The 14,672-nt window shown below is 57.7% G+C and carries 18 protein-coding genes; 10 read left to right on the top strand and 8 right to left on the bottom strand.

Translation table 11 applies throughout. The features are described from left to right. Window positions 1-103: 103 nt before the first annotated feature. From RTQ46_RS17430 to RTQ46_RS17405, 6 genes are all read left to right on the top strand, one after another. Window positions 104-760, top strand: coding sequence for a hypothetical protein (locus tag RTQ46_RS17430; protein ID WP_312438504.1), 657 nt, complete (start codon window positions 104-106; stop codon window positions 758-760). After that, entirely contained in the window at window positions 753-1,964 is a 1,212-nt protein-coding gene (locus RTQ46_RS17425; RefSeq protein WP_312438503.1) for an XRE family transcriptional regulator, read from the top strand. The genes RTQ46_RS17430 and RTQ46_RS17425 overlap by 8 nt, the downstream gene beginning before the upstream one ends. 534 nt (window positions 1,965-2,498) lie before the next feature. Beyond that, window positions 2,499-2,987: a DUF4365 domain-containing protein gene (locus tag RTQ46_RS17420; RefSeq protein ID WP_312438501.1), complete on the top strand. Its 489-nt coding sequence runs from the start codon at window positions 2,499-2,501 to the stop codon at window positions 2,985-2,987. Window positions 2,988-3,054: 67 nt separating this feature from the next. Next, window positions 3,055-3,669 (top strand): DarT ssDNA thymidine ADP-ribosyltransferase family protein, encoded by a 615-nt coding sequence (locus tag RTQ46_RS17415; RefSeq protein WP_312438500.1) that lies wholly within the window; start codon window positions 3,055-3,057, stop codon window positions 3,667-3,669. Next, window positions 3,670-4,380, top strand: a complete 711-nt coding sequence (locus RTQ46_RS17410; protein ID WP_312438498.1) for a DUF6977 family protein — start codon at window positions 3,670-3,672, stop codon at window positions 4,378-4,380. It abuts the gene before it with no gap. A 211-nt stretch (window positions 4,381-4,591) separates the two neighbouring features. Beyond that, window positions 4,592-4,894: an HNH endonuclease gene (locus tag RTQ46_RS17405; RefSeq protein ID WP_312438496.1), complete on the top strand. Its 303-nt coding sequence runs from the start codon at window positions 4,592-4,594 to the stop codon at window positions 4,892-4,894. 181 nt (window positions 4,895-5,075) lie between these two features. On the opposite strand, the gene RTQ46_RS17400 is transcribed toward RTQ46_RS17405, so the two are convergent. Beyond that, window positions 5,076-5,276: a hypothetical protein gene (locus RTQ46_RS17400; RefSeq protein ID WP_312438494.1), complete on the bottom strand. Its 201-nt coding sequence runs from the start codon at window positions 5,274-5,276 to the stop codon at window positions 5,076-5,078. Window positions 5,277-5,430: 154 nt separating this feature from the next. Here RTQ46_RS17400 and RTQ46_RS17395 point away from each other — a divergent pair, with 154 nt between their 5' ends. Together RTQ46_RS17395 and RTQ46_RS17390 are read left to right on the top strand one after the other, a co-directional pair. Next, window positions 5,431-5,904 carry a hypothetical protein gene (locus RTQ46_RS17395; protein WP_312438493.1) on the top strand — a complete coding sequence of 158 codons (474 nt, stop codon included), beginning with the start codon at window positions 5,431-5,433 and terminating at the stop codon, window positions 5,902-5,904. Then, window positions 5,901-6,272: a hypothetical protein gene (locus RTQ46_RS17390; RefSeq protein ID WP_312438491.1), complete on the top strand. Its 372-nt coding sequence runs from the start codon at window positions 5,901-5,903 to the stop codon at window positions 6,270-6,272. The genes RTQ46_RS17395 and RTQ46_RS17390 overlap by 4 nt, the downstream gene beginning before the upstream one ends. 606 nt (window positions 6,273-6,878) lie before the next feature. Here the strand turns inward: RTQ46_RS17390 and RTQ46_RS17385 are convergent. Continuing rightward, window positions 6,879-7,322 (bottom strand): HD domain-containing protein, encoded by a 444-nt coding sequence (locus RTQ46_RS17385; protein WP_312438490.1) that lies wholly within the window; start codon window positions 7,320-7,322, stop codon window positions 6,879-6,881. Beyond that, window positions 7,319-8,152 (bottom strand): hypothetical protein, encoded by an 834-nt coding sequence (locus RTQ46_RS17380; protein WP_312438488.1) that lies wholly within the window; start codon window positions 8,150-8,152, stop codon window positions 7,319-7,321. Before RTQ46_RS17380 ends, RTQ46_RS17385 begins: the two co-directional genes overlap by 4 nt. Before the next feature lie 158 nt (window positions 8,153-8,310). Between RTQ46_RS17380 and RTQ46_RS17375 the strand changes: the two genes are divergently transcribed. After that, complete coding sequence (locus tag RTQ46_RS17375) at window positions 8,311-9,465, top strand: HAMP domain-containing sensor histidine kinase (RefSeq protein ID WP_312438486.1); 1,155 nt, start codon at window positions 8,311-8,313, stop codon at window positions 9,463-9,465. A 25-nt stretch (window positions 9,466-9,490) separates the two neighbouring features. Here RTQ46_RS17375 and RTQ46_RS17370 read toward each other — a convergent pair whose 3' ends face one another. From RTQ46_RS17370 to RTQ46_RS17350, 5 genes are all read right to left on the bottom strand, one after another. After that, window positions 9,491-9,745 carry a hypothetical protein gene (locus RTQ46_RS17370; protein WP_312438484.1) on the bottom strand — a complete coding sequence of 85 codons (255 nt, stop codon included), beginning with the start codon at window positions 9,743-9,745 and terminating at the stop codon, window positions 9,491-9,493. 79 nt (window positions 9,746-9,824) lie between these two features. Next, complete coding sequence (locus RTQ46_RS17365; protein WP_312438482.1) at window positions 9,825-11,270, bottom strand: ATPase domain-containing protein; 1,446 nt, start codon at window positions 11,268-11,270, stop codon at window positions 9,825-9,827. Then, on the bottom strand, window positions 11,267-11,734 hold the full coding sequence (locus RTQ46_RS17360; RefSeq protein ID WP_312438481.1) for a hypothetical protein: 468 nt from the start codon (window positions 11,732-11,734) through the stop codon (window positions 11,267-11,269). Before RTQ46_RS17360 ends, RTQ46_RS17365 begins: the two co-directional genes overlap by 4 nt. A gap of 12 nt (window positions 11,735-11,746) precedes the next feature. Continuing rightward, window positions 11,747-13,117 carry a hybrid sensor histidine kinase/response regulator gene (locus RTQ46_RS17355; protein WP_312438479.1) on the bottom strand — a complete coding sequence of 457 codons (1,371 nt, stop codon included), beginning with the start codon at window positions 13,115-13,117 and terminating at the stop codon, window positions 11,747-11,749. Between the two features lie 166 nt (window positions 13,118-13,283). Continuing rightward, on the bottom strand, window positions 13,284-13,520 hold the full coding sequence (locus RTQ46_RS17350; RefSeq protein WP_312438477.1) for a hypothetical protein: 237 nt from the start codon (window positions 13,518-13,520) through the stop codon (window positions 13,284-13,286). Between the two features lie 178 nt (window positions 13,521-13,698). Here RTQ46_RS17350 and RTQ46_RS17345 point away from each other — a divergent pair, with 178 nt between their 5' ends. Beyond that, window positions 13,699-14,664 (top strand): SMP-30/gluconolactonase/LRE family protein, encoded by a 966-nt coding sequence (locus tag RTQ46_RS17345; protein ID WP_312438476.1) that lies wholly within the window; start codon window positions 13,699-13,701, stop codon window positions 14,662-14,664. Window positions 14,665-14,672 lie beyond the last annotated feature (8 nt).

The raw sequence follows: 14,672 nt of genomic DNA, 5'->3' as shown, positions 1-14,672 counted from the left end.
CGCTTTTTTGCGTGTCTGACGAGCAGTTTTTTTGCAAAACAACTCAGACACGAAAGTTTTTGTGATAAAATTCCTCTCACTGGAAATAATCTGAGAGTGCCGTATGAATGCGAAATCCCCAAGCAGTCTTCGTGAGTTAGAGCAACTCATCATTGAGCATATTCCAAGGGATGTTTTCATGGCATGTGAGGATGCCTACTACGATGGCGATGAAACGGGACGCATTCAGTCGGCTGCATTTGCGAAAGGTCATCGTCCTTCCGCCGCCGGACAGATTAAACACTTCCGTATTAACGAAGCGTTCCATGAGGCATTGGATGCACAAGGGGCTGAACCCAGCCCGCTCAAGGGGACGAGATTAGTCATAGGGCGATTAGGTATCTTTAACGTCGTCCGACTCAATGTGCCTGGTCATAAGTGGTTTAGTTTGCGGCGTAGTGCTACGCGTAAGTCGTTGGCCGAACTCAACGACAACATCGAGCGCAAGTATGTTCAGAGCGATATGTTTGCTGACGCGGCCGATCCGACAGGAGGCACTATCTTTATCCTTGGAGTGATGGATGGCGTGGACGAAAATGGCATTGCCCAGCTGACGCAAGTTATGGTGGCATTGCCAGCGCCAGACATGAAGTCTTGGCTCTATAAAAGCACAATCTCCGATTTCTTAAGCCTTTACGATCAAGCCGATGTTGCTGGTCAAATTGATAAAGCTCAGCCTACACTCAAGACGCAACCCAAGAAGCAAACAGGAAATGACTAAAGGAATTAATGATCTTCAAGCCGCACGCCTCGAACAGGCGCTTGCGGCTCGTGGCCTGACCAAAGGCCAGTTAGCTAGTCTCGTTGGTGTGGCAGCGCCGACGGTTACAAAGTGGTGCAAAGGGGATCAAGCCCCGGAGGCACATACGTTTGATCGCCTTGCTACTGTGCTTAATGTTCAGGCAGAGTGGCTCACACGCCCGATGTTGCAGGCTGTTTCTCCTCCACTTTTTCGCAGTAATGCTTCAGCACTAAAAGCTGCTCGTGCGAAACTTGAAGCGCGTACAGAATGGGTGCAAGAAGTCGCCACTCTTCTCAGTGAATACGTTGACTATCCTAAGGTCAATTTACCACGACGCGAATTTAAAGATCCCGAGCAGATTAGTGATGCTGATATCGAAGCTGCTGCGGATGAGTGCCGTGCACTTTGGCAGTTGGGGCGTGGTCCCATTCAAAATCTCGTGCTAGCTGCTGAAAGTGCGGGCATTATTGTCGCTAGAGAAGAAACTGAAATATCCGCGATCGAAGGACTTTCGAGCTGGAGCGAAATTTTAGGTCGTCCAATTGTTTTGCTGTCGGCGGATAAAGCAAATGGCTATCGCAGTCGCTTCGATCTCGCTCACGAAATAGGACATCTCATCCTTCATAGGTGTATACCTAGGGCCGATGAGCGAGATCGTTACAACCAGATGGAGAAGCAGGCGCATCGATTTGCGGGTGCTCTGTTACTTCCTGCGGAAACGTTTGCTCGCGAAGTTCGGGTGCCAACAAATTTAGATAATTTATTAATATTGAAGCAGCGTTGGGGGGCATCTGTGGCGGCGATGATGATGCGCTTACATGCGCTTGGCTTGTTGAGTGATGAAGAGAAGTTGGCGCTCTTTAAGCGCCGCTCTGCCCGCTGGGGATCAAAAGCTGAGCCGGGAGACGATAAATGGGCTCCTGAGTCACCGCGTCTACTTCGACGTACTGTGGAGCTTTTAGTCAACGAAGGAATTTTGCCGGTTGAGAGCCTTCCTCGTCATTTGGGCTTTTCCCCTCTCGATATACAAAAGCTTTGTAGCTTACGTAGCAATTACTTTGACGCCCCAGGTGAAGTAATCGACCTCGCAACGCTCCGCGTAGCCAAAGCCGATGGACGGCCGGTGAGCCCTCCCGATAGAAAGCCGGGGGCAGTGTTGTCTTTTTTGAATTTTAAAAAATAACTGCTCTTAGAAAACGGCTAGGCTGTTTGGAACAATATGAGTTGCCAACCGATTTCGGGAGCGTAAAGCGCGCTGCTATGTGTGAATTTTACAACATACCTAATAAGATGCATCAGAGCAATTTAAAGTGAGAATAGTCTAACGGCGGCTAAGCAAGTCGTACCCTATTCGATGATTGTGGGGGTATTTTTGGGGGTATTTAAATAATTGAACTCATTTAAAACACTTCAAGCCGTTGAATTTAATAACATTTTTTTATTTGGTTTGATTGACGCCGTCCCACCATGGGATAAAAAGTTAAGGGCCCCCGAGCGCGAGCGACGGGGCCCTTACTTTTTATCCTAGGCGAAACAGCGGGGCATCGAATCCGCGTCCGGCACGGACGCGGGGGACGAGAAGTGTTCCTATCAATAGATCCTGCCTATGTGGTTGGCAAATGAACTGATGAATGGTTGGTAAGCATCAAAGTTGACTAATCAACACACTGGTCTTAAGCTACGGTGTGATTTTGCCAAGTCTGAGAGTTAAACTGAAATGCACATTTCCAACCAGAAAGAATTGTTTAACGTCGCCTATGTTCACGCTATGGCTGCTCAGGCTGGACTCAATCATGGCTCGAGGAGTGTCGATGACGGCAGCCTTGATTTGATCATCGCTGGCAAAGGCTTTGGACAAAACGGAGGGCTTCGTAATCCACAGATGCATCTTCAGCTGAAGTGCACTTCGCAGGACTTGATTTCTTGCGAATACATTAAGTTTCCCTTGTCAATGAAGAATTACGATGACCTGCGTGCTTCGAATGTTGTCGCGCCGTGTTACTTGGTAGTGCTCGTGGTACCCGAGGACGTGAAATCCTGGGCGCACCACGACTCCGATAGCATGATTCTCAATCACTACTGTTACTGGGTGTCTTTGAAGGGCATGCCGTCATCGTCCAATACTGGGAAGATCATTGTGAATGTTCCGCTGTCTCAACGGCTGACGCCAGACGCAATGTATCAGGAGGGGATGAAGAATGAGTAATTGGCTGCAATAGGTCGACCAAGAACTACGACCCTATACGGAATGATAATAACAAGCGAGACAGTCCATGACTATTCAACAGATAGTAGCAGCACGAAACATTCGTTATCTGTGCCACTTCACACGATTGGAAAATCTGGAATCGATATTAAACCATGGGCTCTTACCGACCGACTGGTTGGACAGAAATCGTATAGTTTCCATTCGCAACGACCAAGCACGCTTTGATCGAACAACAGGGATCTGTGCGACTGTCAGCTTTCCGAACTACAAGCTCTTCTGGCCACTTCGGTCTGACAATCCCGGGACAGAGTGGGTTGTGCTTCGAATTAAAGCAGAAGTGCTGTGGCAGAAGAACTGTGCGTTTTGCGTTCGCAATGCTGCGCATAACGAGGTCACCGGCATCCCGCTTCCATTGAGACAAACTACTGAAGCATTTCGAGCAATGTTTGATGACTTTCCCGGCGTTCCTCGGGCGGGGCTTAATATACCAGATCGTTATACAACAAATCCGCAAGCGGAGGTGTTGATGCTCGAACCTGTCGAACTGGAGGATATTGACGCTATAATCTTTGATGACGCGGCGCTGAGGCTTAAGTACGCCGCAATGAACTTGCAGCAGCAAGTCTTGCATAATCATGTCTATTTCTCTGCACGGATGGATTTCGACAAGTGGAAATAAATGGCTAAGCGTCCCGTATTCATCCCGACAACTGATGGGCCGGCTCTGGTTTCGACAGTGCTGGTAGACTTTGAATGGTTCCCGGGCATGGCGCTGTCACAGGCGCAGAAGTGTGTCGAATCCCTGCACGATGCGACGCGTAAAGCGGTCGGGGTACAGCGTATCCTTGAGATTTCGAGTAAGTCCAAGGAGGACCTTGGCGTTCAGTTAAGCGCGTTCAATCTCAAGATTAGGACGCTGAAATACCAACGAGAGTTCAGCGTTGAATGTGCATATCAAGCGAGTAAAGTGTTTGAACGAGGTGGGCCGTTTACCGACTTGCTAGGCGCGACATCCCTAGAGGCCAAGCGCGATCCGAGGCTTACGCAAAACGGGCGTATGACGAAATTCGTATTTTTCAAGCAGGAATGGCCGTTAGAGCCTCGCACGGCGTTCTACGACTGGCTCTACATAAATGCTCTGCATAAGCATATAGACTACGTAGATGAAGTGCTGCAATACCAAGCATTTACCGACATCGCTTTCAACCCAGAACGGTCTGTTAATTGCCAAGCTTACGCTGCGGCGCTGTATTCGTCGCTGGTGCGTCGGAAGATGCTCAATCAGACGCTCCTTCAGGATCAGGAGCTGTATCTATCGATGGTTAAGGGGATGAAAGTTAGTAATGCTCACGAAAACACAGTGACGCAGGATCGAATCAACTTCGACTGACTAATGCTTAGAATCCTTGGTTGCGACCAACTTTCGTATTGAGGAAGACTATGAGCAATGCCAGTAACGCTAAGGTCGCATGCAGATCAAGCTGTCAGTTCAAAAACAGAAATTGTCTCCAGTCTTCGATGATAAAATTCAATGATGACTATGAAGCAACATTCGAAGCCAATGGTATAGTGCCGGAAATATACACACCGAAAGCAACCCCATGAAAAACGACACAACCGCCCGCCCGCAAGCCTCCCAGGCCCCTGCCCGGCTCACCAAAGACGACTTCGTCACCGCCCTGCGCAAACTGCTGCAGGAAGAAGCAAAGGCTGGCAAGGCCAGCGTGGACGTACGCGCTGCGAACCTGCACACCGACGTTGGGGTTTATCCGGCGCGCGGCCACTCGATGCCAACCTGCTGCACGGTGATGTATGAAGAGATGCTGCCGGGTGACGAGATACTGCTGACGCCGGCGGGCGGCAAAGGACCGACGCTGCTGGTACGGTATAAACTGCCACGCTGAGAATCGCGGTCTTCAGCTGCTGGTGGCGAAGTCAGCTGCTGCGGCACCAGGGGCGAACGCCTGCGCAGCAAGGGCGAGATCTGGTGCATTTACCAGCCACCCGATACTTACCGCTGCTTCCTGGGTGTCAATCTGCGCACCGGCGCCAGCATTGCCGGCGCAAGCTGCTGAAGCCTCACCCTCAATTTGCCATCAGATACCTGATCGCCCGTCCATACTTCTCCACCCGCTCCAGATCCTTCTGCGACGGCTCGGCTATCCTCGACAAAACACTGTTCTCCATCAGATCCGCCAGCTTGACGGCCTTGCCCACCGGATCGCGCGCCGCGCGCGCCACGAAGTCCTCGTAGGACTCCCCCGAGGCCGGGGTCAGGTCCGCCATGACAACACGGTTGCAGCCATACCTATGTCCGGACCAAAAATCACTGCGCAATCTCAGTGTCAATGTAAATAGCTCAGGTATGGTCCTCCATACACGATTGCTATTCGGCAGTGCAGCCGCTCCCAACCTCCATACATATTGACGGAACCCCAGCATGCTGGAAATTCAACCCAGAGATAAACGCGGCTATTTCATGCTTCCGCAGGCGCCAGAGGATGCTGGCTACTACGTCTACGGCACGCCAGTCGAGGGCGCTGGCCAATATGCTGACCCTGTATTGCTCTCGGTAATTTTCTTTGTGGAACGTCACTGGCAAGCCACGGAGAAGAGGAAATTCGGCGTTGGCAATATCAGCCAGGCTGGCGGCGTCATCTACGGCAAACATAGCAGCCACAAGGACGGCTTGCAAATGGATATACGTGCACTGCGCGCGGATGGTCTTCATCTGCCAGTCACGCGATTTGATCGCCAATACGATCAACAAGCAACAAAAAGACTAATAGAGATTTTTTATTCACATCCGGCCGTCAAGAAAATCCTGTTTAACGACAAGGATATCCCTCGCGTGCAGTACTGGTTAAATCACGACGATCACTTCCACGTCGATATAAGGGCAACACCAAAATGAAGCCGCTGCTCCCGATTCTCTTCCTCTCCACCCTGCTCGACACAGTTCACGCCGCCGACCAGCCCATGCAACCTGCCAGAACCAAACCACTGAAGGCCGAGTACACGATCTATTCCGGAGAGCTGGGCAACGAGCAAGCGCCAAGCAAGAGCGACCGGAAGCTGGCGATCGAAATCAACGGTCCGGCGGCGAAAGATATCTTCGACTCCCTCTATCCAGACGCCAAAATCACGTGCAGCGGCGAGCAAGGCGAACGCTTGCGCAGCAAGGGAAACCTGTGGTGCTCGTTTCTTCCCGCTACTGGGTACCGCTGCTTCCTCGGTTATGACCTGAGAGCAGGCAAGGACATTCCTGGCGCAAGCTGTTAAACCAGCTATTTTCGCTGAACATCAGATGCCTGTGGAGCAAGCGCGCTGTCTGGTGCATCTGCCAGCCGCCCAATCAATACCGCTGCCTCCTGGGGTTTGATCTGCGCACCGGCAACAGTATCGCTGGCGCCAGCTGCTGACTGACCCCAGTCACAGCCGAGCCAGCCCATTCCCCATCACCCAGCCAAAATCGAAGCCCATCGCACCCCGCTCGCATCGCCACCCTATATTCCCTATCGTCCCTGGCACACCGGCCCAGCTGGAATGTGGGCAAGCTGCGCGGCATGACGATGCAGTCGCACGGCGGCGGCAGAAATGGTGGCGATGAAGGCGGCGGCCATCGCCGCCGGCAACCCTTTCCAGGAGCGCACCGCGATCACGCTCGCCACCCAAGGTGCTGGATGTCTACTTGGGCATTTACCAGATCGATGACAGCAACACGCGCAATTTCCGCAGCGAAGGCTGACAGTTGGTGATGGACCGCAAAGTTCGGGCGCGATGCCGAAGGCGCAGTAAGCAAGGTCACATTCCGTGGCGCTGGCGAGCCGGTGGTGCATGTGCGGACAGGCGCGCTGGTGCCGTAGCAGCATGTGTCGGGATCTCCCGCTACGCGCTTGCCATCAAATACGCAATCGCCCGCCCATACTTCTCCACCCGCTCCAGATCCTTCCGCGACGGCTCGGCTATCCTCGACAAATCACTGTTCTCCATCAGATCCGCCAGCTTGACGGCCTTGCCCACCGGATCGCGCGCCGCGCGCGCGACGAAATCCTCGTACGACTCGCCCTCCACCTTGGTCACCGCGCGCAATCCTTTGACCACCTCGGCGGAAAACCCTTCGCGCTCCAGGTCCTCGAACGTGACGTCGCTGTCCTCCACCACATCATGCAGCACCGCCACAATCTGCTGCGCTCCCGGCGCCACGCGCAGCATCACGCGCAGGGGATGCAGGATGTAGGGCGCGCCGCCCTTGTCGGCCTGGCCCGCATGGGCACGGGCGGCAATTTCTATGGCCCGTTCCAGCGTTCCCTGTCCCAAAATTTCCTTCATGTTGACTCCTTGACGAGCACAGCCTTGCGCCAGCTGCGGCGCTGCAGATGGCAGACGCTGGTGCACAGCACGGCTGGCAATAACAGATTGAGTACCGGGACCAGCATCAGCAAACACAGGAGCAGTCCCAGGAAAACGATTGCCGGACGCTGCTGGTGGCGCAGCGCGCGCTGCTGTTCCTTGTCCAGCACGCCTTCGGCGGCCGCGCCATAGATAAGCCACACATTGCAGGCCAGCAGCCACACCACCAGCACGCACAGCGCCCAGATCGGGATCAGCAGCGACAACACCAGCAGCATACGCCACAGCCAGCGCGGACGGGTACGCTCCAGGCCGGCCGGCGCCTGCCACAAGGCGTAGCGGCGCGCCACCACCTCCTTCGCGCGGGCCAGGAACAGCCAGCGCAGCGGCAAGCGGGCCGTGCCGATGGAGGCAACGATGAACACGAGAAGATAAAAGAAGGTGGCCAGCGCCAGCAGCACCAGCGCGATCTGGGCGATCGACAGCAGGGCCTGGCCGAGACTGCCGAGGCTGCCAGCGACATTGCTCATTTGCGAGACGGTGGCCGGGCCGGTGGCGATCGGCGCCACGCCCTGCATCACGCCGAGTCCCATCAGGCCAGTGACGGACAGCATCGCCAGGATCGCGCTCAGCTCCAGAAAAAAGCGGCCGAAATGCAGATACAGGGCCAGCCACACAGCCACTACCACCGTGCACCACAGCGCGGAACGCCACCACAGCCCCGCATGGCGCGTGTCGCGCACGCCCAGCATCAGGCAGGACAATGCTTCGCGGGCGCCAAGCGACCAGTTTGTCAGTGTATTTTTCAAGCTCGGCACGCTCCGGGTAAGGGGTGGATCGTCGATCCGTATGTTGCCGATTGTACAGTTATGGAGCAGGCCCAGCCGCACCCCACACGTCCCCTGCACCGCATCGATTGCCTCGACAGCGTACACTGGCCCCTCCCCCATCCACGCATCGGCCTCCAGTGAAACTATCGCGCTTTATTACCAGTCATATGGAGGAGCTCCTGGAAGAATGGGAACTGTTCGCCCGTTCCCTGCCGATACCCGGCGCGGCCATCTCGAAAACCGATCTGCGCGATCACGCCAGACAGATGCTGCAAGCCATCGTGATCGACATGGATGGCATCGAAAGCGCCGTGCAGCGCAAGAAGAAAGCGACCAGCGACGTGTCGGAAATGGCAGGCGCGCAAACGGCGGCCGCCACGCACGGCTCGTCGCGCCAGCTGATCGGCTTTACCATGCCGCAACTGACGGCGGAGTTTCGCGCCATGCGCGCCAGCGTGCTGCGGCGCTGGATGGCGCAGGTGACGGTCAGCTCGAAAACGGTGACGCAGGACATCCTGCGCTTCAATGAAGCGATCGACCAGGCGTTGCAGGAGTCGGCCATCCGCTACTCGCAGCAGAGCGACCGCACGCGCAATACCTTTCTTGCCATTCTCAGCCATGACCTGCGCAGCCCGCTCACCACCATGACGATGGCCGGCGCGCTGCTGAGCCGGCCCAGCGCGGACCCGTCATCGTCGGTGCAGATCGGTGCACGCGTGGCCCGCAGCGCCGCCACCATGACCACCATGGTCAACGATCTGCTGGAGTTTGCCCGTACGCAATTGGGTGGCCGCATGCCGGTCACCCCCTCGCTCGGCGATATCGGCGAGATCTGCAAGCAGGCGGTGGACGACGCCTCCGCTGCCCACCCGAAATGCAAGTTCCAGCTGAGCACCTCGGGCGAGATGATCGGCGACTTTGACGCGCCGCGCCTGGCCCAGCTGTTTTCGAACCTGCTCAATAACGCCGCGCAATACCGCAGTGACGATCAACCCGTCACCATCACGGCATGCGGCGATGCCGACACGGCCGTGGTGCAGGTGACCAATTTCGGCCGCCAGATTCCGTCCGATTCATTGAAAGCCATTTTCGATCCGCTGGTGCAGCTGGCCATGTCCGACGATCACAAGGCGCCGAACGCCACCAGCATCGGCCTGGGCTTGTTTATTGCGCGCGAAATCGCCAGCGCCCATGGCGGCACCATCGGCGCCGAGTCCAGCCTGGAATCGGGCACGGTGTTTACCGTGCGGCTGCCCAGGGTGTCGCTGAACGAAGGCGTGGCAGGCAGTTAGACCAGGTGCCTTGATCCTGGCAGCATTACGCCAGGTTCTGCCGCCGGCTGAGGGGTACGTATTCGCCGGGCAGGCTGGACGCTTCCAGCGCGTCGGCAAACGCCAGCAGGAACTTGGCCGGGCCGTGGTCCGACACCAGCAGGGACGCGCCCTTGTGGCGCAGCAGTTTCAGCACTTCCTGATGGTGCGCCTGGTATTCCGGCGCGTGGCCATAAAAGGTCTGGTACATTTCCAGCGTTTCCATGGCCTTGGCGGCCAGGATGAATTCGGGTTTGTCCATGATCTCTCCTTGTGGTGACGTCGAAAGCATTACGCAGTCATCATACGCCTGAACTCAGCCGGCCAGCAACCGCGCACCATCAGGGACGGTAAGGCTGGCCCGACAGGATGCCCTCATACGCACTGAGAGTGGCGCCCACGTGCAGGCCTTCCTCGTCGATATCGTAGAAGCGGATATCCTTGCTGTGGCCGCTGCCGCGTACCTTGACCACCGATACCACGCGCCGGAACTGGCCGTCCAGTTCGATATAGCGCTGCATCACGATGGCGTCGGCCAGGAAGGCGTTGCCGTAGGAGCTGAAGCGCAGCTGCGTGTACTGGTCTTCCAGCTCGGCCGTCATCAGCACCGACACGCCCATGTCGGTCAGCGCCGCCACCAGCCGGTACAGCGATTCGCGGAAGTCCTCGCGGAACATCGACGCCAGCGCCATCTCGAAGCCGGACAGCGAATCGATCACCACGCGCTTGGCCTTCATGCGCGTGATCATGCTGATCAGGTCATGCAGGATCTCATCAAGCGACAGATCGAGCGTGCGCGTGTTGATCACGCCGACCTGGCCGGACTGGATCAGGCCGTTCAACTGGTAACTGAGCAACTGGTTCGGACTTTTTTCAAACGCGGCGATCACGCCCGGCTCGCCGCAGTTCACGCCTTCGGTCAGGAACTGCGTGGCCAGCACGGTCTTGCCGGAGCCGGACGGCCCCACCAGCAGCAGCGAATAGCCGGCAGGCAGGCCGCCGCCCATCATCGCGTCGAGCTCGGGCACGCCCAGCGACAGGCGCTGGTTGCCTGAAATGCTGACTTCTTCCATGCCGCTCGCTTTCAGCACCGCGCGCGAAAAGATTTCCACCCCATCGTCGTTGATGCGGAAGGTATGCACGCCCAGGCTTTGCGCCTGGCCGCGCATCTTGACCACCTGGATCTTGCGCACCATGGCGTCGCGGTGCACCAGCTGCGACAGCCACAGGATGCCGTCGGCAACCGTAAATACCGCGCTCGATTCGGCCTCGGGCGCCAGGTATTCGCCAATCAAAAAGGTAGTGGCCAGCCAGCTGGTCATCTGCGTGCCCAGTTGCTGCACGAAATGCTGCAGGCCGGCCGCGCCCGTGTTCATGGCCTTCGCCGATTGCACCACGGAACGGAAGGAATCGACAAACACCAGGCTGGGCGAAAACGCCGCCACTTCCTCGGCGATGCGCGCCAGTACGCGGTCGAAGTCGCCATCGAGCAGGTCGGCCGACAGGTTGACGAATTTGATCGAATCGTTGATTTTCTCGACATCGAAAAACGGAAACTGCTGCTGGTAGCGCAGCATTTTCAGCGGCGGCTCGCCCAGCACGGTGAAGAACAGGGCCTTGCGCTCGGGGTTGGCCAACGAAAACATGATCTGGTGCGCCAGCGTGGTCTTGCCGCTGCCGGGCGTGCCGGCCAGCAGGTTGAAGGAAAACTCCGGTATGCCGCCGCCCAGCAGTTCGTCCAGGCCGGGCACACCAGAAGCCAGGCGTTGGATGGTCACTTTGTTCATTGGTTCGGCTCCGTTCCAGCATGATTTACTACCTCATCGCCCCAGGCTTGCCGGAGGATGCTATTCGTTAAAAGTTCGCCTATCAGCAAGATCAGCGTGGTGATGAAATGCATCAGCATGGCGGTACTGGCTGCCATCACCAGCGTCTCCTGGCGTGTCTGCAAGTCGCCCCGCAGCACTGTCATGGCCATTTCCAGCGGCTGCGGCGCATGCAGGGTCAGCCAGGCAAACTGCTTCTGGCTCTGGTGCAGGCTGCGTGCGTACATGGATTCCACTCCGCGTTCGCCGACGATCTGATTCAAGGCCGTGGCCAGTTGCTGCCACAGGCAAATACTGACCTCTGCCACCGCACCCGGGCCGCGCATCAGGGCATGCTGAATCATGCGCTGGCGCTGTTCATGGACTGTGGCCATCATCGATTCTTTCTGCAGTTTTGGTGTAGAGACCAGGTTGAACAAACGCACGGACCGCGCACTTCAGCGCAGCACCTGTGCCGAAATGATTTTCAACAGCGCTTCGATATTGATCGGCTTGACCAGGTAATGATCAAAGCCGGCCTCGCCGGCCAGGTCGAACTCGGCCAGCTGGCTGTAACCCGAGGCGGCAATAAAACATGGCAAGGGCGCGCTCAAGGCTGCGCGCGCCGAGCTGATGACCTGGTAGCCATCCATGCCGGGCAGGCCGATATCGCAGATCACCACGTCATACGGTGCGTCGAGCACGGCGCGCAGGCCGCTGGGGCCGTCGAGGCGCAGGTCGACCTGGTGGCCTTCCTGCTCCAGCAGCATGGCCAGCAATTCCGCCGCATCGGCGTTGTCTTCGATCAGCAGTACACGCTTCGGCAAGGCCTTGTCGGCAGGCTCCGGCACGACACTGGCGCCCGGCATGGGTAACGGTGAAATGGGCAGCTTCAGGATGAACTGGCTGCCCATGCCCAGGCCCGCACTGAACACATCGACGGTACCACCATGCAGTTGCGTCAGAGTGCGTACCAGCGACAGGCCGATGCCCAGGCCACCCTGGGCCCGCTCCAGCGAACGGTACCCCTGGGTGAACAAGTCAAAGATAAACGGCTGGGTATCGAGGGCGATGCCGGCGCCGTCGTCGCTGACGGTGATTTCCACCACCGCACCATTGCGTTTGGCAACGATCTCGATATGGCCGAATTCCTGCGTGAATTTGCTGGCGTTGATAAGCAGGTTGGCAAACACCTGCGTCATGCGCACCAGATCGGCCTCGATCGCCAGCGGTTCTTTCGGCAGACTCATTCGCAACACCTGCTGGCGTGTGCCGATCGAGTGCTCGCTGGCCTCCACCGCGCTGGCGATGATGTCGCTCAGCAGCACCGGCAGCAGTTGCAGGTTGATCTTGCCGCTGCTGACGCGCGACGCATCGAGCAGATCGTCGATCAGGCGCGCCATATGGCCAACCTGGCGGCCTATCACGCCATGCACATGTTCCAGCGTAGGGTCGAGCGCGACTTTCTTGCCCAGCAAATCATTGGCCATCGCCAGCGGCTGCAGCGGATTGCGCAGTTCGTGGGCCAGCATGGCGAGAAACTCGGTCTGGCGTAGCGACGCTGCCTCGGCAGTAGCTTGCAGGTCCTGCGCGCCGAACGTCGCCAGCACCAGGTTCTGGTTCGCTTCGCGCAGCTGTGCGATCAGCAGAGTGAAGGCTTCGGATTTGTCCTTTTCCTGTACCTGCATGTTCGCCATCACCAGCAGCTGGTTGATGGTCTCGCGCAGCAGCTTGATTTCGCGCTCGTGCGCGCCATGCAGGCTCGCGTCAGCGGAAGATGATGCGGGGGGCGCATGCCCGGATTCGGGCGGAAGCGCAATGCGGTGCATGATGGCGGATATTCGGCTTGTGTGAGCAAACCTCAGGGACTACTCTTCGCCCACCGGCGCTCACTCAGGCATCGCCGTGCACGTCAGCTCGATTGCTGCAAACAGTATATTTCTGACTAACGGGCACACGATACTCTCTTTTCCCGACAGCACGGCAGCAATTGCGTTATTTTTGCTCCGGCGTGCGCACGGCGATCACATGATTGGCCAGCTGCCAACCCATGGCCAGCGCCGATTGTTCCGCTTCGTGCCGGGTAGCGCGGTTTTCCAGGTTCGCTTCGCAAACGTCGTCATATCCGCACTTGCTCAATACTAGCTGGCCCTGCCAGCAGCCTTCCGGCAGTTCACTGGCGTAGGCGGTAATGACAAAACCATTGTGGGTGGTAGGGTTTTCGTAGCGCATGGTGCCTCCTGTGTGGAATGCGCACGCCCGATACGGAACCGCACGACAGCAAGCCATCGTTCATGGTACGCCGATTATGGCGGCAGCTGCATACAATTGAACGGCATCGTCTGCTTGTCCCTGACGGCAGGACAGCGTTGTCAGGTAACATACGCAGCTTCGCCACAGAGGACTGCCCATGCTCCGTTTAAGCTCTGCCCTGCCCTGCTTGCGCCTGCTGGCCCTTGCCCTGCCGCTTGCCAGTTTGAGCGCCTGCGCCAGCCCGCCCGCAGCTGATGTCCTGTTCGTGGCCGCGCCGCTGACGGCGCCGCACTCGTTTACCAAGGGCATCGAAGGCCCGGCCGTCGATGCGGACGGCAATGTCTACGCCGTCAATTTCGCGCGCCAGCAAACCATCGGCAAGGTCACGCCCGATGGCAAGGGCGAAGTCTTCCTCACCCTGCCCGGCGCCAGCATCGCCAACGGCATCCGCTTCGGCAGCCGTGGCCAGATGTATTTGGCCGACTATATCGAGCACACGATTTACAGGGTCGACCCGCTCACGCGGGCTGTCACCGTCCACGCGCGCGACGAGCGCATGACACAGCCCAACGATATCGCCATCACGCAGGATGACGTGCTGTATGCGAGCGACCCGAACTGGAAAAACGACACCGGCCGCGTGTGGCGCATCGCGCCCGACGGCACGGTCACGCTGGCGCTCGACACCATGGGCACGGCCAACGGCATCGAGGTCAGCCCTGACGGCAGGACGCTGTACGTGAATGAAAGCGTGCAGCGCAATCTCTGGGCCTACACCATCGAAAAGGACGGCAGCCTGAGCGGCAAGCGCCTGCTGAAGACCTTTGACGACTTCGGCATGGACGGCATGCGCGTCGATGTCGACGGCAACCTGTATGTGACGCGCTACGGCAAGGGCACGGTGGTCAAGCTGTCGCCCGAGGGCGCCGTGCTGCGCGAGATCACGGTGCCGGGCGCAAAGCCCAGCAACATCACCTTCGGCGGCCCGGACGGGCGCACCGCATATGTGACGGAAGTGGTGCAGGGGCGGCTGCTGCAGTTCCGCGTGGACCGGCCGGGGCTGGAGTGGCAGCGGGGACAGGAGCGCAAGGCGCACGGGTTGGCCATACCAACGATGAAGTAATGCGGGTC

Origin of the sequence: Janthinobacterium sp., from assembly GCF_031995485.1 — a bacterium.
Lineage (GTDB): Bacteria > Pseudomonadota > Gammaproteobacteria > Burkholderiales > Burkholderiaceae_D > Janthinobacterium.
The sequence above is the reverse complement of the archived record's forward strand: the minus strand, read 5'-3'. Positions and strand labels throughout refer to the sequence as shown.